This is a genomic window from Comamonas sp. AG1104, from assembly GCF_003350425.1.
Taxonomy (GTDB): Bacteria; Pseudomonadota; Gammaproteobacteria; order Burkholderiales; family Burkholderiaceae_C; genus Comamonas; species Comamonas testosteroni.
Genome location: NZ_QQAS01000004.1, coordinates 110369 through 133513, shown reverse-complemented (window position 1 = coordinate 133513; position 23145 = coordinate 110369). Strand labels below are relative to the sequence as shown.

Sequence of the window (23145 nt, the reverse complement as noted above, 5' to 3'; positions counted from 1 at the left end):
GCTCGCTGTCAGCGGCGTAGCGCCTGCAGTACCTGCGCCAGCTTCCTCGCGGCGACTTCCAGCTCATGCGGTGTATGTGCAGCAAATCCCATGAGGAATCCAGCCTGCTGCGGGCTCGATGCATGCAACTGCGTCAACCCGAGCAGGTCGATGCCTGCTCTGCGAGCGCAGTCCACTGCGGAAAGCTCGGAAATGTCGCGAATCAAGGTACACGGCATCTGCATGCCGCCTGCAGGCACCCGCGGCTCCAGAAAATCCCCCAGATGCTCGCGCACCAGCCGCGCCAGCACGTCACGCCGCTCGGCATAGACGGCGCGCATGGTACGCACATGCGCTCCCAGGTGCCCGCCTTCGATGAACCGCGCCAGCGTCAATTGCGCAATCGGTGCGCTGTGTCCATCGAGCAAGGTCCGCGCCACCGTCATGGGGGCAACCAGCGAAGTCGGCAGCACCATATAGCCTATGCGTAGCCCAGGGAACATCGACTTGGTGAAGGTGCCGACATAGATCGTGCGCTCGTGCTGATCCAGCCCCTGCACGCAGGCCGTGGGCTTGCCGGCGTAGTGAAATTCGCTGTCGTAGTCATCTTCGATGATCCACGCCTGCTCCTGCTGCGCCCAGGCTATGGCGGCCAGCCGGCGATCCAGGGCCAGTGTGGTGCCCGTCGGGAACTGATGGGAGGGAGTCAGAAACACTGCCCTGGCAGAGGGCAGTGTTTGCAATAAATCCACCTTCATGCCGTCGCCGTCCATCGGCACGGGCACACATTCCAGTCCCGCCGCATCGAAGGCTTTGCGTGCGCCGTGATACACCGGGTCTTCGATGAAGATGCGTTCGCCGGCGTCCAGCAGCACGTTGGCGCAGAGAGTCAGAGCCTGTTGCGAACTGGTCAGCACCAGCACGCGTTCAGGCGTGGCGCGTGCGCCGCGCTCTAGGTTGACATAGGCGGCAATCGCTTGGCGCAAAGCCTCGATGCCCTGGGGCGGACTGTGCAGCAGAGCCCGGGTGCCGTGCTCCTTGAGTACCTGCCGTTGCAAGCGCTCCCAAGTCTGAATCGGGAAGTTGCGTGTCTCAGGCACACCGGGCGCGAAAGCGCGTGGCGCCAGGAAATCACGCAGGCCACCGCCCGCGAACATGGCTGCGCCGCGCTGGCTCAAACGCAGGGCTGGAACGCGCACCGCAGGGCTGTGCGTCAGGCCGCGCCCCGGAAGGCGCTGCACCTGCTCGGACACAAAGCTGCCACTGCCCGTGTGCCGTTCGATGAAGCCTTCGGCATGCAACTGGCCATAGGCGGCCTCCACCGTATCGCGCGAGACGCCCAACGATTGGGCCAGGGGACGCGATGCCGGCAGGCGTCGGCCCACGTCCAGCGAGCCATCGAGGATCAGCTGCCGCAGGGCTCGCTGGATGCGGACATGCAGCGGCAAGGCGCCATGAGCGGGGTCGCCGATCCAGGCCTTGACGGATTCGAGTTGGGCGTGCTTGAACAATTGGTCTGTATGCCTTCAAGAAAGTGGCAGGGAATATCAGTCCATTCCGATTCTATAAATCGAATGCCCCCAGGGCCGATCAATTTTCAAGAGCTACTGCAAGACATGCCAACCATCCATTCGCCAACCTCCCTGCGCTGGAGCGATCTCCTTCATCCCATCGTGGCTGGCCTGATCTCGGTCATCGTCAACTACGGCGGCACCTTCATTCTTGTGTTCCAGGCGGCCAAGGTGGCGGGCCTCGGCCCGGAGCTGACGGCCTCCTGGGTATGGTCGATTTCGATTGGCGTAGGGGTGACAGGTCTGCTGCTGAGCTGGGTGACGCGCGAGCCCATCATCACGGCCTGGTCCACGCCTGCTGCGGCATTCCTCGTGACTGCCCTGGCGAGCACCCCCTACGCCGAAGCAGTGGGGGCCTACCTGGTCTCGGCGCTGGCTTTCGTGGTGCTGGGACTGTCGGGATATTTCGAGCGCGTCATCCGGCTGATCCCTGCCGGTATTGCGGCCGGGCTGCTCGCGGGCATCCTGCTGCAATTCGGCATCAAGGCGTTTGGCGGCATGAGCGTCGATCCCGTGCTGGCGGGCCTGCTGATCGCGGCCTATGTGGTGCTCAAACGGATTTCGGCACGCTATGCCGTCGTCGGCCTCCTGGTGCTGGGGCTGGCCTTTTTGCTGTCGCAGAATCGGGTCGATCTGTCCGGGCTGGAATTGCAGCTTGCTGCTCCCGTGTTCACCAGGCCGGAGTTCTCGCCCAATGCCTTGCTCAGCGTCGCGCTGCCGCTGTTTCTCATCACGCTGACCGGCCAGTACATGCCCGGCATGCTGGTGCTGCGCAACGATGGCTTCAAGACCAGTGCCAACCTCATCGTCACGATCACGGGTCTGGGCTCGCTACTCATGGCACCGTTTGGCTCGCACGCGTTCAACATCGCCGCGATCACGGCTGCAATCGCCACGGGCCGGGAGGCGCATGAAGATCCAGCCAGGCGCTGGATTGCCGGTGTTGCTGCCGGCGTGTGCTACATCCTGGTCGGCGTGTTCGGGGTGACGCTGGCGGCGGTCTTCATGGCCTTTCCCAACACCTTCATCACCACGTTGGCGGGCCTGGCCCTGCTGGGAACCATCGGCGGCAGCCTGGCCACGGCCCTGGCGGATGCCAAGGTGCGCGAGGCCGCGCTGATCACCTTCCTGGCGGCAGCCGCCAACATCACGCTGCTGGGTATTGGCGGCGCCTTCTGGGGACTGGTCATAGGGCTGCTCGCCTATGCAGTCCTCAACGGCCGGATGCCGTGGAGCGCACAGCCGGGCACGATAGCCGCCATGGAAAAAGGATGAGGGGGTGCCCATGACTTCAGAAACCCCGACCCGTCACGATCAACATGGCCTGTACCCTGAGGCCGGCACGGTAGAGGATTTCCGCCGCAACCTCGCCACCGTTCAGGAGCGCATTGCAGCTGCCTGCCAGCGCGTGGGGCGTGATCCAGCCAGTGTGCGCTTGCTGCCCGTCAGCAAGACCAAGCCGCAAACCAGCCTGCGTCTGGCCTATGCAGCGGGCTGCCGCCTGTTGGGTGAGAACAAGGTACAGGAAGCGTTTGGGAAATGGGAGTCCATGCAGGACCTGGCCGATCTGCGCTGGTCGGTCATCGGCCACCTGCAGACCAACAAGGCCAGGCTGGTGGCACGCTTTGCCAGCGAGTTTCAGGCCTTGGACAGCCTGCGCGTGGCAGAGGCGCTGGACAGGCATCTGCAGGCCCAAGGGCGGTCGCTGGACGTGTTCGTTCAGGTCAATACCTCGGGCGAGGCCAGCAAGTATGGCTTGAGTCCCGAGGCTGTTCCGGACTTCATCCAGCAACTGCCTGTGTTTTCCGCGTTGCGCGTGCGTGGGCTGATGACGCTGGCGCTGTTTTCCGCCGAAGCCGAACGGGTGCGCCGGTGCTTCATCCTCCTGCGCGAGCTGCGTGATCGGTTGCGGCAAAGCGCACCCGTGGGTATCGAGCTGGATGCTCTGTCGATGGGGATGTCCGGCGATTTCGAGATCGCCATCGAGGAGGGCGCTACCGTGGTGCGCGTGGGGCAGGCCATCTTTGGCGCGCGTCCGTTACCCGATAGCTATTACTGGCCAACGCGCTCTGATCCGGATACGCCGCAATCCGCTGCCGATTGACATGGCATCGGCGCAATCGCAGGTGGCTTGTGCCCGCGCTGCGTGTTGCGGCCGCAGCAAGCCGGCCAATCTGCCGCCAAGTCCTGCGGGTGCTGCGCCATGCCCGGCAGGCGCGATGCACGATTTTTGCCGCTGACACCGGGCCTCGACCCGCTGCAGAGTTCTCCTGAACTGGTTGATATCCGCCAGTTTTCCTTCACATCCCACCGGAGCATTGCATGCCGCAAACCGATTCCCATCTGATGAGGGCATACGCCCGCCAGCCTGTTTCTTTTGTGCGCGGTCGCGGTGCGCGCCTTTGGGATGATCAAGGGGTGGAATACCTGGACGCCATCGCCGGCGTGGCTGTCACCAGCCTGGGTCATGCCCATCCGGAGATCGCCGCCGTCATGGCCGAGCAAGCCGCGACCTTGCTGCACACCTCCAACGTGTTCCGTATCGACTGGCAAGAGCAGCTTGGCGAGCGCTTATGCGCGCTCGCCGGCATGGAAAAGGTGTTCTTCTGCAATTCGGGTGCCGAGGCCAATGAGACGGCTCTCAAGCTCGCCCGCTTGCACGGGCATCGCAAGCGGGTGGGCGAGCCGCAAATTCTCGTGATGGAGAACGCTTTTCATGGCCGCACGCTGGCGACGCTCGCCGCCACGGGCAACGCGGCCAAGCAACAGGGCTTCGAGCCGCAGATGCCCGGCTTTGTGCGCGTGCCCTATGACGACATCGTTGCCGTGCGCCGCGCGGCTCAGGAAGCACCAGGTATCGTCGCCGTGCTGGTCGAGCCGGTACAGGGCGAAGGCGGCATCCGTGTCGCCAGTCCCGGCTACCTGCGCGCTCTGCGCGAGTTCTGCGACAGCCAGGGCTGGCTGCTGATGCTCGACGAGATACAGACCGGCCTGGGCCGCACGGGGGCCTGGTTCGCGCACCGGCACGCCGGGATCACGCCAGATGTGATGACCCTCGCCAAAGCACTGGGCAATGGCGTTCCCATCGGCGCCTGCCTGGCGCGCGGCGCCGCCGCCGATCTGTTCTCCCCGGGCCAGCACGGCTCAACCTTCGGTGGTAATCCGCTGGCCTGCCGCGTGGCCTGCGCCGTGCTCGACATCATGGAAAGAGACGGCATTGCGCAGCGGGCAGCCCTGCTGGGCGAGCGCCTGCTGGCCGGGCTGCGGCTGGCTCTGGGAGGACACCCAGGTGTGCAGGCGATCCGAGGCCTGGGGCTGATGGCTGGGATCGAGTTGAACCGGAACTGCCAGGAGCTGGTCGGCCGCGCGCTGGCCGAACAGCGATTGCTGATTACCGTGACCCGTGAGCGCACGATCCGGCTGTTGCCGCCGCTGATCTGTGAGGAAGCGCAGATTGACGACATCGTGGCTCGAGTTGCAAGTCTGTGCCGTGACAGTGGCGCAAGCCACCAGGCCGTCTAGCCCGCGCCTGCTGAGTTCGCAAAAAAGCCGCTGTCATGCAGCGGCTTCTGGCTTGCGGGAGGCGGGCAGTCTTATTTGCCCGCGCCTTCCACCACCTTGAGTACGCGGGGAGCCACGGCGCACATCAGCTCGTAGCCCAGTGTGCCGGCAGCAGCGGCTACCTCGTCGATGGGCAGCACGACTCCATTGCTGGCGCGACCCCAGAGCGTGACCTCGCTGCCCAGCCTGGCCTTGGGAACAGGGCTCAGGTCCACGGCCATCATGTCCATGCTGACGCGGCCCAGGGTGCGGGTGCGCACACCGTCCACCAGCACGGGCGTGCCCGTGGGGCAGACGCGCGGATAGCCGTCCGCATAGCCGCAGGCCACCACGCCCAGGCGCAGCGGTCCGTCGCACTGAAAACGCGAGCCGTAGCCCACGGTGTCGCCGGCATGCAGCTCCTGCGTGCCGATGATTTTTGACGACAGCGTCATGGTCGGCTCAAGACCCCAGTGAGCCGCATCATGGGTGGGGAAGTCGGGCGAGCTGCCGTAGAGCACGATGCCGGGGCGCACCCAGTCGCAGCGCACATTGTTTTCGTCACCATGCAGCAAGGTGGCAGCGCTGTTGCTGATGCTGCGCTCGCCGGGCAGGTCGAGCGTGGTTTCGTGAAAGACCCTGAGCTGGTGGTCCATGCCATGCTCCACATCGGCATCGCTGAAGTGGGTCATGAACGAGATCTCGTCGACCTGGGGCAGGGCATTCAGCCGCGCATAAGCCGCACGAAAACGCTCGGGTGTAAAGCCCAGTCGGTTCATCCCGCTGTTCATCTTGAGGAAGACACGATGGCCGACCTGGGTCTTGTGGGCGGCCAGCCAGTCGATCTGCTCGTCGCAGTGCACGGCATGCCAGATGCCCAGACGCGAGCAGATTTCCAGGTCGCGCAACTCGAACACGCCTTCGAGCAGCAGGATGGGGCCGCGCCAGCCCAGATTGCGCACGCGCTGGGCCTCATCGAGGTCCAGCATGGCAAAACCGTCCGTCGCTCGCAACCCTTCAAACACGTTCTCGATACCGTGTCCATAAGCGTTGGCTTTGATCACGGACCACAATTTGGCATCAGGGACGGCTTGCCGTACCCGCTCCAGATTGTGGCGAACGGCTTCAGGATGGATGGTGGCAGTAATGGGACGAGGCATGGTTTTTCTCAATCAGACCAGTGGGATTCTGGCACTGTCAGCCGGAGCCTGCGTGATATAACCGCCAGTCACTTGCCACGGGGTCTATTATTTCCTTGGCATCGGTCCGTCCGGTGCCAGTTACAGCTAATTCATGAAGCGCGGTTTCTACACCATCATGTCAGCGCAGTTTTTCAGCTCGCTGGCAGACAACGCCTTGTTTGTGACCGCTGTAGAGCTGTTGCGTGCCAATGGTGCCCCCGAGTGGCAACGTGCCGCCCTGGTGCCCATGTTCGCCCTGTTCTATGTGGTCCTGGCCCCCTTTGTCGGAGCCTTTGCGGACGCCTTGCCCAAGGGCAAGGTCATGTTCATCAGCAATGCCATCAAGGTGATCGGTTGTCTGATGATGCTCTTCGGTCATCATCCCCTGATCGCCTATGCCGTCATCGGGCTGGGCGCGGCCGCCTATTCGCCGGCCAAGTATGGCATCCTGACCGAGCTGCTGCCGGCCTCACAACTGGTCAAGGCCAATGGCTGGATCGAGGGGCTGACGATCACCTCCATCATTTTGGGCGTGCTGGTGGGCGGCCAGTTGGTGGGACCGACCATTTCCCAGCATCTGCTGGGCTTCGACTTCCCGTATCTCAATACTGGCGTGGACACCCCTGCCGAGGCCGCCATTGCCCTGCTGATCCTGATCTACGTTGTTGCGGCCTGGTTCAATCTGCATATTCCGCTGACGGGCGTGGCCATGCGCCCGCTGCGCGAAGACCCGAACAAGAGCCTGCTTGCCAATCTGTTGGGCCTGCTGCCCGACTTCTGGCAGTGCAGCAAGCGCCTGTGGGCCGACAAGCTGGGCCAGATCTCGCTGTCCACCACCACGCTGTTCTGGGGGGCTTCGGGCAATTTGCGCTATATCGTGCTGGCCTGGGGGGCCGCTGCTCTGGGTTACAGCACCACCCAGGCCTCGGCCCTGGTGGGGGTGGTTGCAATAGGTACGGCCGTCGGTGCGGTGCTGGCATCCATGCGCATGCGCCTGGACAACGCCACGCGTGTGATTCCCCTGGGCGTACTCATGGGCCTGCTCGTGGTCTGCATGATCTTTATCGACAATCTCTGGGTGGCCGTGCCCTTCCTCATTCTGCTTGGCGGTCTGGGCGGCTTTCTGGTCGTGCCCATGAATGCCCTGCTGCAGCATCGTGGCCACAATCTCATGGGTGCGGGTCGCTCGATTGCGGTGCAGAACTTCAACGAGCAACTGGCCATTCTGGCCATGGGCGGTTTCTACAGCCTGTCCACCAAGATGGGATTGACTGCCTTCGGTGCGATCACGGTATTCGGTCTGCTGGTTGCCGCTAGCATGGTGCTGATCGGTCTCTGGCACTGGAACAATTGCAAACGACACCCGCAAGAGGTCGAGAAACTGCTGGAAATCGCCCGTCGCGACTGCCATTGAAGCCCTGCAGCCAGCGCGCTGCATTAACTACACAATCAATAGCTTCTAACGCTTTTAGAGTGGGCGTTAGAAGCCTTTTTTATGCATAGTCCACTGCCTGTATTTGCGCTGCTGCTCAATGCCCTGATCTGGGGTTTGTCATGGTGGCCGTTTCGTCTCATGCATGAGGCCGGACTGCATCCGCTGTGGGCCACGGCAGCGATGTATGCACTGGTGCTGGCCGGTCTGCTGGCGCTGCGTCCCGCCAGCATCAGGCAGGCCTGGCAATACCCGGTGCTCTTGCTGCTGGCGGCCAGCTCGGGCCTGAACAACGTGGCTTTCAACTGGGCCGTGACCGTGGGCGACGTGGTGCGCGTCATCTTGCTGTTCTATCTCATGCCGGCGTGGGCGGTGCTGCTGGCCTGGAAGCTGCTGGGCGAAAAACCCACTCCCATGGCGCTGCTGCGCCTGTTGCTGGCCTTTGGCGGAGTGGTGCTGGTGTTGCTGCCCGCTGATGCCTCGCTCTCCGGGCTGTTTGCCGGTCTCACCGTGGCCGATGCGCTGGCCGTGTTTGGCGGCTTCATGTTTGCGCTGACTAATGTGCTGCTGCGCCGCTTCCAAGGCATTCCGGCCCAGGCCCGCATGCTGGCCATGTTTGCCGGCTGCATGAGCATGGGCCTGCTGACTGCCCTGACCGCCAGCAGCCTGGGCGTGGTGCCGGGCTTTCCGGCCTTCGATGGCAGCTGGGCCCTGGTGGCACTGGGCCTGGCCGGGCTGCTGATGCTGGGCAACTGGGCCCTGCAATTCGGTGCCGCCCATCTGCCTTCGGGCGTGACATCGGTGGTCATGCTCAGCGAAGTGGTGTTTGCCAGCGTCTCCTCCGTGCTCATCGCCAACGAGCAGCTCAGTGCACGCACGCTGGCCGGCGGTGCGCTCATCATGGGGGCAGCCTTGCTGGCGTCTCTGGGCCGAAGAAGACAGGCCTGAACAGGCGCCAATCAAACCCAGAGACACTGAGCAAGGTTCGAGCCGGCCGCCCCGCCCCGCAGCAAGGGCGTCGTTCCCCCTTTCAGGGGGGAGGCGCACAGCGCCTCAGGGTGTCACATCAGCTTCCCCGCCAGGATCAGGTATCCGGGCACCCAGCCCGTGAGCACGCCTTGTGCGATGCACAGCCAGCCCGTGGGGCGCTCAATGCTTTTTCTCAGGGCCAGCAATGCGAAGAACAAGGCCCAGAGCACGGCCCAGGCGGCCCAGTTGACGCCCATCCACCAGTCCAGCCCCGAGCTGGCGCTGGTCAGCGTATCCAGGGCGACGGGCACGGCGGTGACCGCCACGAACAGGCTGAACCAGCCCAGACCCCGGCCGTCGGCGCCGCTGAAGCGATTGAAAGCCACCCAGAGATAGGTGAAGGCGAACAGCAGGGTCAGCGCGCCGCTCTTGACCGATGCCGCATCGGCCGCCGGGCCGAAGATGCTGGCCAGGCCAATGCATAGCGACACCACGCCGGTGAAGATGTTGATGACCCAGATTTCCTTGTCGGCAATCTTGCCCAGCATCCACAGGCCGTTGAGAAACAGCACGGCTCCCACATAAAACAGCGACAAACCCAACCACATACAAAAGCTCCTTGGCTGCAGGCTGGTGCAGCGCGGCGAGGATTGTGGGGCCGTGTGGGGCGGTGCGTAACCCTGTGCGAACGCAAAAGAGTCTTGCGCCGTGGGTCGGGAATGGGCTCAGAAACCCTCATCCCGACCGCCGCGCAGGCGGCGGTACAGCGTGCCGCGCGAGATGCCCAGGGCGCGCGCGGCCTGGGAGACATTGCCGCCATGCTGATCCAGCATCTCCCTGATCAACTGCTCGCCGTGCTCGCGCAGCGTCGCCAGGGGTTGTGTCTCGGCGACGGGCGTTGCTTCGGTGGTTATGGGGCTGGCCTGGTCTTCCACGCTGCTGATGTCCAGGTGCGAGCCAAGGCCATGCGAGGTTTGCAGGTGTGCCTGCATCCAGACGCCCAGGCCGCTGGCCAGGCGCAGCGGCGCGGGGTCGGGCTGGCCGCTCAGTTGCAGCAGGCGCGATAGATCATGGCCCAGCAGTTCCTGCGCGCTGCAAGCTGTATCTACGGGCTGGCCGATGAGCTGGGCGGCGGTGCCGTTCATCCAGGCGACGCGGCCATCGGCAGCCACGCCCATCAGCGCCTGCAGCGGCGTGTGCAGCAGGGCTGGCGTCACCTGAAAGCGCAGTACCAGATGCTCGTGCGACTGAGCCTGCAGCAAGGTGTTCTCGATGGTCGTGGCGTACATGCCGACCACGGGGCTGGCGTCGAAGCTGAAATGCTGCTCCTCCACCATCAGATTGAGTACTCCGGCCAGGCGGCCGTGCACATCGCGTATGGGGGCTGCTGCGCAGCGGAAGGCGTGCAGCTCGTCGAAATAGTGCTCGCCGTTGGTGACGGTGCATGCCTGGCCGGTGGCGGCGACGATGCCCGGTGCGTTCGTGCCCATGGCCTGCTCGGACATGTTCAGGCCGACCCGCTCGTCACGGGGCCGCATGGATGCCGGGGAGACATGGAGCACGATGCCCTTGTCGTCCGTCAGCATGACGCGCGTGCCGGTGCCCGCCAGGGCCTGCTCCAGGGTCGGCAGCTCGTGCTGCAGTGCCTGCAGCAGGCTGCGGCAGCGCTCCTGCGTGGCATGCAGCCTGCTGGGGCTGACGGGAGCCAGAGCCAGCCGCCGTCCATTGCAGTGCTGGCGCTGGCTGCGCAGCCAGGACTGGATGACCGCCTCGCTGACCAGGCCCGAGGGGCGTATGCCGGCCTCGAAGAACTGGCGGCGAGCCTGCAAGGCCCGCTCCGCCCCGGTGCTCGAGAAGCACTGCTGTAGCGCATCCATCGCGCGTGGCTCATCAACGTTCATGTCATGTCCAGGCTGTCCGCAGGAGCGGTCAATGTGTTCCGCAATGGAACAGTTCGAGCCTGGGGAAATCCCGATCATGAAGAAAAACAGGCGATACACCATGCTTTGCGGCACAGAAATCACAACAGGAGACCTCGATGGAACGGCTGATCGACAACTCTCATGGACGGCCCGGCCGCATGGCCTGGATGCTGGCCGCCTGCCTGGGCAGCGCAGCGGCCCTCGCGCAAGCCGACCCTGCGGCGCAGGCCGCGGCCGCCGTGCAGCGCGTCGATGGCGCCTTCATCCGCGCCAATGCCGCCAAGACGCCCGACTGGCCCACCGTCGGCGTGGACTATGCCGAGACCCGCTACAGCCGCCTCGACCAGATCAATGCCGCCAACGTCAAGGACCTGGGCCTGGCATGGTCATACAACCTCGAGTCCACGCGCGGCGTGGAGGCCACGCCTGTGGTCGTGGACGGCATCATGTACGTCAGCGCCTCATGGAGCGTCGTGCACGCCATCGACACCCGTACCGGCAACAGAATCTGGACCTATGACCCGCAGATCGACCGCAGCACCGGCTTCAAGGGTTGCTGCGACGTCGTCAACCGCGGCGTGGCGCTGTGGAAGGGCAAGGTCTATGTGGGTGCATGGGACGGCCGCCTGATCGCGCTGGACGCTGCCACCGGCAAGGAGGTCTGGCACAAGAATACCTTCGAGGGGCAAAAGGGCTCGCTCACCATCACCGGCGCGCCGCGCGTATTCAAGGGCAAGGTCATCATCGGCAACGGCGGCGCCGAATATGGCGTGCGCGGCTATATCACGGCCTATGACGCCGAGACCGGCGAGCAGAAATGGCGCTGGTTCAGCGTACCCGGCGATCCGTCCAAACCCTTCGAGGACGAATCCATGAAACGCGCCGCAAGGACCTGGGACCCCAGCGGCAAATGGTGGGAGGCCGGCGGCGGCGGCACCATGTGGGACAGCATGACCTTCGATGCCGAGCTCAACACCATGTACGTGGGCACGGGCAATGGATCGCCCTGGTCGCACAAGGTGCGCAGCCCCAAGGGCGGCGACAACCTGTACCTGGCTTCCATCGTGGCCCTGGATCCCGACACCGGCAAATACAAGTGGCACTACCAGGAAACGCCGGGCGACAACTGGGACTACACCTCTACCCAGCCCATGATCCTGGCCGACATCAAGATCGCCGGCAAGCCGCGCAAGGTCATATTGCATGCGCCTAAGAACGGCTTCTTCTTCGTGCTCGACCGCACCAATGGAAAGTTCATCTCGGCTAAGAACTTCGTGCCCGTGAACTGGGCCAGCGGCTACGACAAGAACGGCAAGCCCATGAACATTGCCACGGCACGCGACGGCAGCAAGCCCCAGGACGCGGTGCCGGGCCCCTATGGCGCGCACAACTGGCACCCCATGTCCTTCAACCCCCAGACGGGCCTGGTGTATCTGCCTGCGCAGAACGTGCCCGTCAACCTGATGGACGACAAGAAGTGGGAGTTCAACCAGGCCGGACCGGGCAAGCCCCAGTCGGGCACCGGCTGGAACACGGCCAAGTTCTTCAATGCCGAGCCGCCCAAGAGCAAGCCCTTTGGCCGCCTGCTGGCCTGGGACCCCGTTGCGCAAAAGGCCGCCTGGAGCGTGGAGCATGTCTCGCCCTGGAACGGCGGCACGCTGACCACGGCGGGCAATGTGGTGTTCCAGGGCACGGCGGACGGCCGCCTCGTGGCCTATAACGCGACCAGCGGTGAAAAGCTGTGGGAAGCGCCCACGGGCACCGGGGTGGTGGCAGCGCCCAGCACCTATATGGTGGACGGCAAGCAGTATGTCTCGGTGGCCGTGGGCTGGGGCGGTGTCTACGGCCTGGCTGCGCGCGCCACCGAGCGCCAGGGCCCGGGCACGGTCTATACCTTCGTCGTGGGCGGCAAGGCCAAGATGCCTGAGTTCGTGGCCCAGCGCACGGGCCAGTTGCTGCAGGGTGTGAAATACGACCCTGCCAAGGTCGAGGCCGGCACCATGCTGTATGTGGCCAACTGCGTTTTCTGCCACGGCGTGCCGGGCGTGGACCGTGGCGGCAACATTCCCAATCTGGGTTATATGGACGCGAGCTTTATCGAGAACCTGCCCAGCTTCGTCTTTAAGGGCCCGGCCATGGCGCGCGGCATGCCGGACTTCACGGGCAAGCTGTCGGGCGATGACGTGGAGTCCATCAAGGCCTTCATCCAGGGGACGGCGGACGCCATTCGGCCCAAGCCCTGAAGCTGTACTTCACCACGCCGGACCGCCGGACCGCCGGGCCGCCGGGCCGCCGGTGCGCCCGAGCCACGCACCGGCGGCCCCGGATCGCAAACCTCTTCTTTTGACTCGACACCAAGGAAATAGCCTTATGCAAGACCATCTGCAGTTCTACATCGACGGCCAATGGGTGAACCCGGTCAGCCCGCGCAGCCTGGAGGTCATCAATCCCTCCAACGAGCAAGCCATCGCCCGCATCAGCATGGGCTCGGCCGCCGACGTGGACAAGGCAGTGGCCGCCGCACGCCGCGCCTTCGAGAGCTACTCGCGCACCAGCCGCGAAGAGCGCCTGGCCCTGCTGGCTAAGGTGCTGGAGGTCTACCAGCGCCGCTACGGCGACTTCGTGCAGACCATCTCGCAGGAGATGGGGGCGCCGCTGTGGCTGTCCAAGGCGGCGCAGGCCGCCATGGGGGTGGCCCATCTGGGCTCCACCATCGAGGTTCTCAAGAACTTCGCCTTCGAACATGTGCAGGGCAGCACGGCCGTCGTGCACGAGCCCGTGGGCGTGGTCGGCATGATCACGCCCTGGAACTGGCCCATCAACCAGATCATGTGCAAGGTTGCCCCGGCCCTGGCCGCTGGCTGCACCATGGTGCTCAAGCCCTCGGAGGTCGCCCCGCTCAATGCCCTGCTCGTGGCCGAGGTGCTGCACGAGGCGGGCGTGCCCCCCGGTGTCTTCAACCTCGTCAACGGCGACGGCCCAGGCGTGGGCGAAGCCATGTCCTCTCACCCCGGCATAGACATGATGACCTTCACCGGCTCCACGCGGGCGGGCATTGCCGTGGCCAAGGCCGCGGCCGACAGCGTCAAGCGCGTGGCCCAGGAACTGGGTGGCAAGTCCGCCAACATCGTGCTGGACGACGCCAACCTGCAAAAGGCCGTGACCCAGGGCGTGCAAGCGGTGCTGATGAACTCGGGCCAGAGCTGCAATGCCCCCACGCGCATGTTCGTGCCGCGCGCCCTGCATGGGCAGGCCGTGGAGATCGCCCGCAGCGTCGCCGGCGCAGCGACCGTGGCCGATGCGCTGGCCGAGGGCATGCACATGGGACCCGTAGTCAGCGAGGCGCAATGGGGCAAGATCCAGGCCCTGATCCGCAAGGGCATTGAAGAGGGTGCGACCCTGGTGGCGGGCGGCACAGGCCGCCCCGAAGGGCTGGCCCGGGGCTACTTTGTCAAACCCACGGTGTTTGCCGATGTGAGCAATGACATGACCATTGCGCGCGAGGAAATCTTCGGTCCCGTGCTGGTGATGATTCCCTACGATGACGAGGAAGACGCCATCCGCATGGCCAACGACACGGTGTACGGGCTCTCGGGCTATGTGCAGTCGGGCAGCCTGGAGCGTGCGCGCCGCGTGGCCGCGCGCCTGCGCACAGGCATGGTCCACCTCAACGGCGCGGGGCCTGACTTCAATGCGCCGTTCGGCGGCTACAAGCAGTCAGGCAATGGCCGTGAATGGGGCGAGCACGGTTTCCGCGATTTCCTGGAAACCAAGGCTGTCATGGGCTACGGCGCGGCCTGATCTATTCAAGATCAATAGCTGCTGGTGCCTATCTGATGGGCGCCAGCAGCTATTTTTATTGAATATTCTGCTGGCGGCGACGCGCGCGTTCCAGCTGCTGGGCGACCTGGCGCGGATTCATGCCGTACATCTCTGCGAACTCCTGCTCCGAAGTCTGGCCGCTGAGCTGGAAGGAGCGCAGCAGCGCCTCGTCCTTGGCTGCGCGGGCATCGGCCTCGGCCAGGGCATCTACCACCAGGGCGTTGGTCTTTTCGTCACGGCCCTGCACACGCTCGGCGTATTCCTCGCGCGTGAGACCGGAGGCTTCGTAGGCGACGACGATGCGGTTGCGCAGCTTGGGCGTCAGGTCTTCCTGCGTGCGCTGCTGGCGGCGGCGGAAGACTTCGATCAGCGCGTGGTGCACATGCTCGGGCAGCGTGGCCTCCACGGGCTGGCCGTCGAGGTCATGGCGCTGCTGGCCGCTGGCCATGGCAGCCAGATAGCGACCGGAGCGGGTGTGCTGCTGCAGTGCGCTCTTGAGCGCGTCCTTGTCCAGCTCAGGGTGGGCGGCGAGCAGGTCTTCAAAAATGCCGCGCTTGAAGGGCAGCAGCTGCTCGCCGAACAGGGCCGGGTGCCACTGCGCCAGCTGCTCCAGCAAGGGGTGTTGCGGACGTGCGGCCTGCGGGGCGGCTTTGGCTGCAGGGGCCGGGTTCTGGCGGCCACGGCCGCCTCGGCGCGAGCGTGAGCCGGGCTGCGAGTCCTGCACGCTGTGCTGCGATGCCGCTTGCGAGGCTTTCTGCTCTTGTGATTCAGACACGATTTCAGTCATGGCAAAGCCCGTGGGCCTGGGAAAACAAAACCCCCAATCATGCCAGCATTGCAAACTGCAGTGGCATGCGGGGGTGTCAGCCGGCGGCCAGCGCCTGATCCAGCAGCTCCACCCAGTGCATGACCGGGACCTCGGTGCCGTTTTGCAGATGGACGATGCAGCCCATATTGGCCGAGAGAATCGCAGCGGGCTTTTCGGGCGCGAACGGCTCGTCCAGTGCGGCGATCTTGCGGTCGCGCAACTGGTGCGAGATCTCGGGCTGCAGCACCGAGTAGGTGCCGGCAGAGCCGCAGCACAGATGGGATTCGGTGCGCGCCACGCGCAGATCAAACCCCAGCTCGCGCAGGCCCGCTTCCACGCCGCCACGCAGCTTCTGCCCATGTTGCAGCGTGCAGGGCGGGTGGTAGGCCACGGGAGCGGGGGGCACCGTGACGCGGTCCTTGAGCTTGTCCACCAGCTCGGGCAGCATGGCGGGCAACAGTTCGCTGAGGTCGCGAGTCAAGGCGCTGATGCGCGCGGCCTTGTCTGCGTATTGCGGCTCAAGCCGCAGCAGATGGCCGTATTCCTTGACGGTGACACCACAGCCCGAGGCGTTCATCACGATCGCCTCGACCTCGCCGCGTTCCACCAGCGGCCACCAGGCGTCGATATTGGCGCGCATCTGGGCCTTGCCGCCGTCCTGGTCGTTGAGGTGGAATTTCACCGCACCGCAGCAGCCGGCCTTGTCGGCAATCACGGTCTGCACGCCCACGGCGTCCAGCACGCGGGCCGTGGCGTAATTGATGCGCGGCATCATGGCCGGCTGCACGCAGCCTGCCAGCAGCAGCACCTTGCGCGCATGCTCGCGCACGGGCCAGGCACCGGCATCCTGGACGGTCGGTATTTTTTCGCCCAGGGACTCGGGCAACAGACCTTTGACGGCGCGGCCCAGCTTCAGCGCGGGGGCGAACAGCGGGGAATTCATGCCCTCCTTGAGCAACCAGCGCTGCAGCTTCTCGCCCGTGGGGCGCTCGACCTGCTCATCGACGATCTTGCGGCCGATATCGACCAGGTGGCCGTACTGCACGCCGCTGGGGCAGGTGGATTCGCAGTTGCGGCAGGTCAGGCAGCGGTCCAGATGCAGCTGCGTGGCCCGCGTGGGTGTTTGCCCTTCCAGCACCTGCTTGATCAGATAAATGCGGCCGCGCGGGCCGTCCAGCTCGTCGCCCAGGGTCTGGTAGGTGGGGCAGGTGGCGGTGCAAAAGCCGCAATGCACGCATTTGCGCAAAATGGCTTCGGCTTCCTGACCTTCGGGCGTGGCACGGTATTCGGGCGCGAGATTGGTTTGCATGGGGTGCTGTCCTTGTTCTTACCAATGCGCCGAGAGACGGCCCACATTGAGAATGCCGGCGGGGTCGAAGGCCTGCTTGAGCCGGGCATGCAGCTGTGCCGATGTGCGGCCTGCCGGGCTGGCCTGTGCATGCACATCGAGATCGCTGTTGGCGCTTGTCTGGCTGGCGTCTTCGGCTCTGAAAAGAGAAGCGGATCCGCCAGCTGCCTGCGCGAGTTGCTGCAAGGCTGCGGCGGCCGAACGCGGGGCCTGCACCCAGCGCTGAGCGCCATGCCAGTCGATGAACGGGCCTGCCGCGCCTTGCGGCAATGGCAGCGGCGCTGCGGTCGCAGGGGTGGACAGACGCCACAGGCAATGATCGGCAGCGCGCTGTTGGAACCAGGGCAGGTTCAGATCGCGGCTTGCGCTCCAGTCGGCGGCGACGGCGTCGCTGTCCAGCCGCTCGCCACCCAGGCGCAGCGTGGCGGCCTGCACGGCCGCGCGGGCACCGCGCAGGCGCAGATACAACGTGCCCTTGCCGTCTTCTTCCAGCCAGTTGCTGGCATTGAGCGGCAGAGGCTGGCCGCCCCAGTGATTGAGCCAGTCCAGCGCCTGCGCCTGGCTGCAGGCGTCAAAGCGCAGCGTGGCCTCGGCCGGAGCCACGGGCAGGACCTTGAGGCTGACCTCGGTGATCAGGCCCAGCGTGCCCCAGCTGCCCGTCATCAGGCGCGAGACGTCATAGCCGGCCACATTCTTCATGACCTGGCCGCCGTAGCGCAGCAGCTCGCCCTGGCCGTTGATCATCTCCAGGCCCAGCACAAAGTCGCGCACTGCGCCCACGCTGGCACGCGACGGGCCCGACAGGCCTGCGGCGACCATGCCGCCAACGGTGCTGGCGGCGCCGAAGTGCGGTGGCTCGAAAGCCAGGCACTGGCCCTGGCTGGCCAATGTTGCCTCCAGCTCGGCCAGCGGCGTGCCGGCGCGTACGGTGACCACCAGCTCGCTGGGCTCGTAGCTGACGATGCCGCTGAGCGCGCGCGTGGACAGCGGCTCGCCCTGCAGACGCAGGCCGTAGAAGTCCTTGCTGCCGCTGCCGCAGATGCGCAGCGGGGTCTTGTCACTGGCAGCGGCGCGAATGCGCTCGCTGAGCTGATTGATTTGGCTGGTGGCTGAATCCATGGCCTGCATGGTAGCCGGGGCGCCCCTTGGGCAGGAAGGCCTGGTCTTTGATTTTTTTGAAAAGCAGGCGTGAATAAAAAAGCCCCGCAGTTCGCACTGCGGGGCAACGTAATGAAACTGAACTTGCGAAGAGCCTGCCGCTTAGCGGGTGTAGGCCACCTCACCATGGGATGTGATGTCCAGGCCCTGGCGTTCGGACTCTTCCGAGACACGCAGACCCACTGTCAGATCGGCAATCTTGTAGGCCACGTAGGAGACCACGCCGGACCAGACGATGGTCACCAGCACGCTCTCGACCTGCACCCACAGCTGATGGGCCATGTTGTAGCCCTCGGGTTCGATACCGCCCAGGCCCTTGGCGCAGAACACGCCGGTCAGGATGGCACCCAGGATACCGCCGACGCCGTGGACGCCGAACACGTCGCAGACATCGTCAACCTTGAGCAGGTGCTTGAGGCCAGACACGCCCCAGAAGCACAGAGGGCCGGCGATGATGCCCATGACGATGGAGCCCATGGGGCCGACGAAACCGGCGGCGGGGGTGATGGTCACCAGACCGGCCACGGCACCCGAGGCGGCGCCCAGCATGGAGGCCTTGCCGCGCAGCAGCGCTTCGGCCACGATCCAGGAGATGGCGGCGGCGCCGGTGGCCAGGATGGTGTTGATGAAGGCCAGGCCGGCAATGCCGTTGGCGGCACCGGCGGAGCCGGCGTTGAAGCCGAACCAGCCCACCCACAGCAGCGAAGCGCCCACCATGGTCAGCGTCAGGCTGTGAGGAGGCAGCGCTTCCTTGCCGAAGCCGATGCGCTTGCCCAGCATGTAGGCACCCACCAGGCCGGCCACGGCGGCGTTGATGTGCACCACGGTGCCGCCAGCGAAGTCCAGCGCGCCATCGGCACCCAGCAGACCGCCGCCCCACACCATGTGGGCCATGGGGATGTAGCTGAAGGTGAACCACAGCACGGAGAACACGATCACGGCCGCGAACTTGATGCGCTCGGCAAACGCTCCCACGATCAGCGCCACGGTGATGGCGGCGAAGGTGGACTGGAAGGCCACGAACACGTATTCGGGGATGGTCTTGAGCATGGACGACAGCGTGTCAGGCGTGATGCCCATGAGGAACAGCTTGTCGAAGCCCGCGAAGAACTTGCCCTCGCCGCCAAAGGCCAGCGAGTAGCCGTAGATGGCCCACAGCACGGTGATCAGCGAAAAGATCACGAAGACCTGTGCCAGCACGGACAGCATGTTCTTGCTGCGTACCAGGCCGCCGTAGAACAGCGCCAGGCCGGGGATGACCATCAGGATCACCAGCATGGTCGAGGTCAGCATCCAGGCGGTATCGCCGGCGCTCAGGGTGGGAACGGCCTCGGCCGCTGCTTCGGCCACAGGTGCTGCTGCGGCGGCAGCCGTTGCAGCTTCCTGGGCAAAGCCGGTGGCGCCGGCAGCCAGCAGGCCCAGTCCCAGGCCTGCGCTCAATAGTTTCTTGATCATGGCAATCTTTCTCAAAACGGTTCCAGAGAGACTGGGCCTTTACAGGGCCGCGTCGCCGGTTTCTCCTGTACGGATACGGATCGACTGCTCCAGCGCCTGCACAAAGATCTTGCCGTCGCCGATCTTGCCGGTGCGGGCCGCGCCCTCGATGGCGTCGATGGCGGCGTCCACCAGATCGTCGGCAATCGCGGCCTCGATCTTGAGCTTGGGCAGAAAGTCCACCACATACTCGGCACCGCGGTACAGCTCGGTGTGACCCTTCTGACGGCCAAAGCCCTTGACTTCGGTCACGGTGATGCCTTGCACACCGATTTGGGAAAGAGCTTCACGCACTTCGTCGAGCTTGAAGGGTTTGATGATGGCGATCACCATTTTCATGACGGGCTCCTGAAAAATTAAAAAGTCTTGGAGAGCGTCAGAATCAGACGCGCCTTGTTCACATCGCCGAAGTAGGCCTTCTTGTTGGCGCCGGTCACCGCTGCACCTGCAGAGAAGCCGTCGCCCAGGTCATAGGCACCACCGACGCTGTAGTCCACATAGTTGGGAACGCCCAGGTCCTTGATGTCGCTGGAGAAATGGGTGTAACCAACTGATGCTTTCAGTGTCACCTTGGGCATCACTTCCTGGCTGTAGGAGAACTGCAGATAACCGGTGTTGCGACCCTTGAGGCCCGAGCCGGCCTTGGCTCCGGCCCAGCCGAAGTAGTCCTTGGACACTGTGTGCGAGTACTTGGCCGTGAACGGGCCATAGGTGCCGGAGCCGTAGATCTCGGTGGTGTTGCCGTTGGCATTGCCCGAGTACACATAGGTCAGCATGCCCACGTCCCAGTCCACATCGGCGGCCTTGAACTTGTAGCCGCCGTAGAAGTCGGTTTCCAGCGAGTTGCCGGGCAGCCAGTCCACGGAGGAGTTCCAGTTGCCGACGTAGAAGCCGCTGTCGCCGAACGTGTAGTCAAAACCGCCTTGCAGCGCGGGCTTGACGGCCTTGGTGCGGCTGGCGTCCTGATCCTGGCCACGGAACTTGTAGTTGGTGGTCAGGGCAACGTTGGCGGAGAGCTGGGCATGGGCCCACATGGGGGCGACAACGGCGCAGGCCAGGGCGGCAGTCTTGGCGAAAGTCTTGAAACGGCTTGCAGCGGGACTAGGCATTCAGGGTTCCTCCGGTTTGAAAATTTCGTGGCAAAAATCTCGGATGAACTCTCAAAGCACAGACCGTGCCAGTCTCTGCGGCGGCTGCGGCGCGGTTCGCTGCCCAAGGCCCTGGAACAGGCGGCGGGCCATAGCTGCCCGGTACAAAAAGCTACGAGTTTTCACAATCACTGTGCGCAACTTTCGCCACCCGGGCTGCGGCCTGAACCGGATGCACCAGGATGGTGCGTTTTTGCGATGCACCGCCATGGCCCGGCTTTTGCGCGTCTTTTTGCACCAAACAGGTGATTTGCAAGTGAGTGCGTGCTCTCCGTTTGGCGCGGACGCAAAAAAAGCCCATCGCCAGGGCGATGGGCTTGCAGGTCGCGCGCAGCTCAGAAGCTGGCCTGGGGCAGGTCTGCCTTGGTGAACACCAGCGAGACCTTGGCTTCTTCGGGAATCGGCGGCAGGTCCCGATTCCAGAGCTCCCAGGCGCTGCGCAACTCGGCCAGCTTCCGGGGCTCACGATCACGCAGATTGGCGCGCTCGCGCGGGTCGCTGGCGATGTTGAACAGGTATTCGATGCCCTCGATCTGCAGGTATTTCCAGTCGCCGCGTATCAAGGCCTTTTGCTCGCGGTGCTTCATGCGCCAGGCCAGGTCGCGCTCGGGCATCCAGCTTTGATCCTGCATCAGGGGCAGCAGGCTGATGCCATCCAGCGGATAGTCGGCATCTGCCGATACGCCGGCAGCGGCCAGGAAGGTGGCCGACCAGTCCATGGTCAGGCTGGGCGTGTCGCAGACGGCGCCGGCCGTCATGCGCGCCGGCCAGCGTGCCAGCAAAGGTACGCGGATGCCGCCTTCGAGCAGATCCATCTTCTGGCCCACGAAAGGCCAGGTATTGGAGAAGCGCTCGCCGCCGTTGTCGCTGGTGAAGACGATGAGCGTGTTCTCGCTCATGCCTTTTTCCTCCAGCGCATCCAGCAGCCAGCCGATGCCTTCGTCCATGTGATGGATCATGCGCTGATAGGTGTCGATGGAGCCGCCGTCGATATGCTTGCCCATGCCTTGCAGGCGTTCGGACTCGGCGCGGTCCTCGCGCGTCAGCCAGGGCCAGTGCGGCGCGCTGTAGTGCAGCGAGAGGTAGAAGGGCTGCTTGGCCGTCTGGCGTTTGACGAAGTCCACGGCGCGGCGGCTCAGCAGATCGGTCAGGTAGCCGTCTTCGGTGTGCGGCTCCTCGTTGCGCCAGAAGTCGGGGCGCCCGCGCGGATCGCAGTGGGCGAAGTAGTCGGCGCCGCCGGCGTGAAAGCCGTAGAACTCCTCGTAGCCCGACAGGCGCGGGCCGAAATGCGGGGGGTAGCCCAGATGCCATTTGCCGACCAGGGCCGTGGCATAGCCGGCGTCGCGCAGCAGCGAGGCCACCGTGGGGTGATCGGGCGGCAGGCCCAGCACCTTGTCGCCATGCACGCTGGCGATGGGCTCCTCGGCCGCACCGCGCAGGCGGTACTGCCAGCGGCCCGTGGCCAGCGCAAAGCGCGTGGGCGAGCACACCGACGAGTTGGAGTAGCCGCGCGTGAAGCGCAGGCCCTGGGCGGCCATGGCGTCCAGGCGCGGCGAGACGTCGGTGGCGTTGTTGTGCGCATCGCGCGCACCGGTGCAGCCCAGGTCGGCATAGCCGAGGTCATCGGCCAGGATGAAGATCAGATTGGGGCGGGAGTCGGTCATGAGAGAACGGAGAACATTCAAAAAAAGGAGCTTCTATCGCTTGTTATGCAAGGATTCTGAATAGATTTAATGCTGAAAATGTTTGGTAACAAGCGATAGGTGCTCCTCAAATATCAGGGCTTGAAGCCCGAGCGCTGCACCACCGGCGACCATTGCGCGCGGTAGGCCTTGAGCATTTTTTCCGTCTCCTGCGCGCTGCTGACCACGGGCACCAGGTTGGAGACGGCGAACTTGTGCTGCGTGTCGGCTTCCTTCATCACCTCCTGCACCAGCTGCGACAGGCGCTGCACCGTGGCTGGCGCCATGCTTTGCGGCGCGAACAAGGTATTCCAGCCCGTGCCGACCAGGTTCACGCCCAGCTCCTTGAGTGTGGGAATGCCAGGCGCCATGTTGCTGCGGCGCTCGCCCGAGGTGGCCAGCACGCGCAGCTTGCCCGCTTCGTGCTGGGCAATCTGGGTGTCCAGGGTGTCCACGGCAATGGGGATCTGCCCGCCCATCAGGTCCGTGAGCAGCGGGCCTGAGCCCTTGTAGCCCACGACCTCGACCGGCACCTTGGCGGCCTCGCCCAGCATCAGCGCGAAGAAGTGCGGCAGGCTGCCCGTGGCCGGCACGCCGAAATTGGCCTGCTGCGGATTGGCCTTGAGCCAGGCCAGCAGGTGCGGCAGCTCCTTCACGGGCACGGCGCTGGCCACTGCCAGACCGAACTCGTAGCGGTTCACCTCGCTGATGGGGCGGAAGTCCTTTTCCGGGTCGTAGCCCGAGTCCGGGAACACCAGCGGCGCCACCACCATCACGGCGGGATTGGCCAGCAGCACGGCGGGCTGGGAGGCGGGCGCGTTCTTCACGTACTGGGCCGACAGGCGGCCGCCCGCGCCGGGCTTGTTTTCCACGATGACCGGGCTGCCCAGCCGGGCCTGCAGCCGGTCGGCCACGATGCGCGCCACGCGGTCGGTGGCGCCACCGGGCGGATAGCCAACCACCATGCGCAGCGGTGTCTTGTTGGGAAACAGGGCATGGGCCTCCTGGGCCTGCAGCGCGCCGCTGCCCAGCAATCCTGCGCTCAGGCCAAGCCCCGCCGCGAGCTTGCCGAAGATTCTTCTTTGCATCGT

Annotated in this window: 19 protein-coding genes; 7 read left to right on the top strand and 12 right to left on the bottom strand. The window is 64.8% G+C overall.

Features of this window, described 5'->3' with window-relative positions:
* Positions 1–8 precede the first annotated feature (8 nt).
* Positions 9–1490 carry a PLP-dependent aminotransferase family protein gene (locus tag DFO48_RS12490; protein ID WP_114863598.1) on the bottom strand — a complete coding sequence of 494 codons (1482 nt, stop codon included), beginning with the start codon at positions 1488–1490 and terminating at the stop codon, positions 9–11.
* Positions 1491–1595: 105 nt separating this feature from the next.
* Between DFO48_RS12490 and DFO48_RS12485 the strand changes: the two genes are divergently transcribed.
* From DFO48_RS12485 to DFO48_RS12475, 3 genes are all read left to right on the top strand, one after another.
* The gene (locus DFO48_RS12485; RefSeq protein ID WP_114863597.1) at positions 1596–2825 is read left to right on the top strand and encodes a benzoate/H(+) symporter BenE family transporter; all 1230 of its coding nucleotides are present in this window, start codon (positions 1596–1598) and stop codon (positions 2823–2825) included.
* A 10-nt stretch (positions 2826–2835) separates the two neighbouring features.
* Entirely contained in the window at positions 2836–3654 is an 819-nt protein-coding gene (locus DFO48_RS12480; RefSeq protein ID WP_114863596.1) for a YggS family pyridoxal phosphate-dependent enzyme, read from the top strand.
* A 218-nt stretch (positions 3655–3872) separates the two neighbouring features.
* A complete protein-coding gene (locus DFO48_RS12475; protein ID WP_114863595.1) occupies positions 3873–5072 on the top strand; it encodes an aspartate aminotransferase family protein in 1200 nt (399 codons plus the stop codon).
* Between the two features lie 71 nt (positions 5073–5143).
* Here DFO48_RS12475 and alr read toward each other — a convergent pair whose 3' ends face one another.
* Positions 5144–6250 carry an alanine racemase gene (gene alr / locus DFO48_RS12470; protein ID WP_003071785.1) on the bottom strand — a complete coding sequence of 369 codons (1107 nt, stop codon included), beginning with the start codon at positions 6248–6250 and terminating at the stop codon, positions 5144–5146.
* A 133-nt stretch (positions 6251–6383) separates the two neighbouring features.
* Between alr and lplT the strand changes: the two genes are divergently transcribed.
* Entirely contained in the window at positions 6384–7685 is a 1302-nt protein-coding gene (gene lplT / locus DFO48_RS12465; RefSeq protein ID WP_114863594.1) for a lysophospholipid transporter LplT, read from the top strand.
* A gap of 81 nt (positions 7686–7766) precedes the next feature.
* The gene (locus DFO48_RS12460; RefSeq protein ID WP_114863593.1) at positions 7767–8651 is read left to right on the top strand and encodes a DMT family transporter; all 885 of its coding nucleotides are present in this window, start codon (positions 7767–7769) and stop codon (positions 8649–8651) included.
* 113 nt (positions 8652–8764) lie between these two features.
* Here the strand turns inward: DFO48_RS12460 and DFO48_RS12455 are convergent, their stop codons facing one another.
* On the bottom strand, positions 8765–9280 hold the full coding sequence (locus tag DFO48_RS12455; RefSeq protein ID WP_003071779.1) for an AmiS/UreI family transporter: 516 nt from the start codon (positions 9278–9280) through the stop codon (positions 8765–8767).
* 117 nt (positions 9281–9397) lie between these two features.
* Positions 9398–10549: a helix-turn-helix domain-containing protein gene (locus tag DFO48_RS12450; RefSeq protein ID WP_114863592.1), complete on the bottom strand. Its 1152-nt coding sequence runs from the start codon at positions 10547–10549 to the stop codon at positions 9398–9400.
* 161 nt (positions 10550–10710) lie between these two features.
* Between DFO48_RS12450 and DFO48_RS12445 the strand changes: the two genes are divergently transcribed.
* Together DFO48_RS12445 and DFO48_RS12440 are read left to right on the top strand one after the other, a co-directional pair.
* The gene (locus DFO48_RS12445) at positions 10711–12837 is read left to right on the top strand and encodes a PQQ-dependent dehydrogenase, methanol/ethanol family (RefSeq protein ID WP_114863591.1); all 2127 of its coding nucleotides are present in this window, start codon (positions 10711–10713) and stop codon (positions 12835–12837) included.
* Between the two features lie 127 nt (positions 12838–12964).
* Positions 12965–14395, top strand: a complete 1431-nt coding sequence (locus tag DFO48_RS12440; RefSeq protein WP_114863590.1) for an aldehyde dehydrogenase family protein — start codon at positions 12965–12967, stop codon at positions 14393–14395.
* Positions 14396–14450: 55 nt separating this feature from the next.
* Here DFO48_RS12440 and DFO48_RS12435 read toward each other — a convergent pair whose 3' ends face one another.
* The 8 genes from DFO48_RS12435 to DFO48_RS12400 all read right to left on the bottom strand — a co-directional run bounded on the left by DFO48_RS12435 (position 14451) and on the right by DFO48_RS12400 (position 23142).
* Entirely contained in the window at positions 14451–15203 is a 753-nt protein-coding gene (locus tag DFO48_RS12435; protein ID WP_003071770.1) for a ProQ/FinO family protein, read from the bottom strand.
* 76 nt (positions 15204–15279) lie between these two features.
* Positions 15280–16533, bottom strand: a complete 1254-nt coding sequence (gene glcF, locus DFO48_RS12430; RefSeq protein ID WP_003071768.1) for a glycolate oxidase subunit GlcF — start codon at positions 16531–16533, stop codon at positions 15280–15282.
* An 18-nt stretch (positions 16534–16551) separates the two neighbouring features.
* Positions 16552–17700 (bottom strand): glycolate oxidase subunit GlcE, encoded by a 1149-nt coding sequence (glcE, locus tag DFO48_RS12425; RefSeq protein ID WP_114863589.1) that lies wholly within the window; start codon positions 17698–17700, stop codon positions 16552–16554.
* A gap of 132 nt (positions 17701–17832) precedes the next feature.
* Positions 17833–19185: an ammonium transporter gene (locus tag DFO48_RS12420; RefSeq protein WP_003071764.1), complete on the bottom strand. Its 1353-nt coding sequence runs from the start codon at positions 19183–19185 to the stop codon at positions 17833–17835.
* A gap of 39 nt (positions 19186–19224) precedes the next feature.
* On the bottom strand, positions 19225–19563 hold the full coding sequence (gene glnK, locus DFO48_RS12415) for a P-II family nitrogen regulator (protein ID WP_003059648.1): 339 nt from the start codon (positions 19561–19563) through the stop codon (positions 19225–19227).
* Positions 19564–19580: 17 nt separating this feature from the next.
* On the bottom strand, positions 19581–20333 hold the full coding sequence (locus DFO48_RS12410; RefSeq protein ID WP_114863588.1) for a TorF family putative porin: 753 nt from the start codon (positions 20331–20333) through the stop codon (positions 19581–19583).
* A gap of 374 nt (positions 20334–20707) precedes the next feature.
* Positions 20708–22036, bottom strand: a complete 1329-nt coding sequence (locus DFO48_RS12405) for a sulfatase (RefSeq protein WP_114863587.1) — start codon at positions 22034–22036, stop codon at positions 20708–20710.
* Positions 22037–22149: 113 nt separating this feature from the next.
* A complete protein-coding gene (locus DFO48_RS12400; protein ID WP_114863828.1) occupies positions 22150–23142 on the bottom strand; it encodes a Bug family tripartite tricarboxylate transporter substrate binding protein in 993 nt (330 codons plus the stop codon).
* Positions 23143–23145 lie beyond the last annotated feature (3 nt).

Excerpts from the sequence above, each read along its gene's own strand:
- glcE (WP_114863589.1), bottom strand. The coding sequence starts at position 17,700 with ATGCAGGCCATGGATTCAGCCACCAGCCAAATCAATCAGCTCAGCGAG.
- alr (WP_003071785.1), bottom strand. The coding sequence starts at position 6,250 with ATGCCTCGTCCCATTACTGCCACCATCCATCCTGAAGCCGTTCGCCAC.
- DFO48_RS12405 (WP_114863587.1), bottom strand. The coding sequence starts at position 22,036 with ATGACCGACTCCCGCCCCAATCTGATCTTCATCCTGGCCGATGACCTC.
- DFO48_RS12435 (WP_003071770.1), bottom strand. The coding sequence starts at position 15,203 with ATGACTGAAATCGTGTCTGAATCACAAGAGCAGAAAGCCTCGCAAGCG.
- DFO48_RS12460 (WP_114863593.1), top strand. The coding sequence starts at position 7,767 with ATGCATAGTCCACTGCCTGTATTTGCGCTGCTGCTCAATGCCCTGATC.
- DFO48_RS12450 (WP_114863592.1), bottom strand. The coding sequence starts at position 10,549 with ATGGATGCGCTACAGCAGTGCTTCTCGAGCACCGGGGCGGAGCGGGCC.
- DFO48_RS12480 (WP_114863596.1), top strand. The coding sequence starts at position 2,836 with ATGACTTCAGAAACCCCGACCCGTCACGATCAACATGGCCTGTACCCT.
- DFO48_RS12455 (WP_003071779.1), bottom strand. The coding sequence starts at position 9,280 with ATGTGGTTGGGTTTGTCGCTGTTTTATGTGGGAGCCGTGCTGTTTCTC.
- DFO48_RS12485 (WP_114863597.1), top strand. The coding sequence starts at position 1,596 with ATGCCAACCATCCATTCGCCAACCTCCCTGCGCTGGAGCGATCTCCTT.
- glcF (WP_003071768.1), bottom strand. The coding sequence starts at position 16,533 with ATGCAAACCAATCTCGCGCCCGAATACCGTGCCACGCCCGAAGGTCAG.
- DFO48_RS12440 (WP_114863590.1), top strand. The coding sequence starts at position 12,965 with ATGCAAGACCATCTGCAGTTCTACATCGACGGCCAATGGGTGAACCCG.
- glnK (WP_003059648.1), bottom strand. The coding sequence starts at position 19,563 with ATGAAAATGGTGATCGCCATCATCAAACCCTTCAAGCTCGACGAAGTG.
- DFO48_RS12400 (WP_114863828.1), bottom strand. The coding sequence starts at position 23,142 with ATGCAAAGAAGAATCTTCGGCAAGCTCGCGGCGGGGCTTGGCCTGAGC.
- DFO48_RS12410 (WP_114863588.1), bottom strand. The coding sequence starts at position 20,333 with ATGCCTAGTCCCGCTGCAAGCCGTTTCAAGACTTTCGCCAAGACTGCC.
- DFO48_RS12420 (WP_003071764.1), bottom strand. The coding sequence starts at position 19,185 with ATGATCAAGAAACTATTGAGCGCAGGCCTGGGACTGGGCCTGCTGGCT.
- DFO48_RS12445 (WP_114863591.1), top strand. The coding sequence starts at position 10,711 with ATGGAACGGCTGATCGACAACTCTCATGGACGGCCCGGCCGCATGGCC.
- DFO48_RS12475 (WP_114863595.1), top strand. The coding sequence starts at position 3,873 with ATGCCGCAAACCGATTCCCATCTGATGAGGGCATACGCCCGCCAGCCT.
- lplT (WP_114863594.1), top strand. The coding sequence starts at position 6,384 with ATGAAGCGCGGTTTCTACACCATCATGTCAGCGCAGTTTTTCAGCTCG.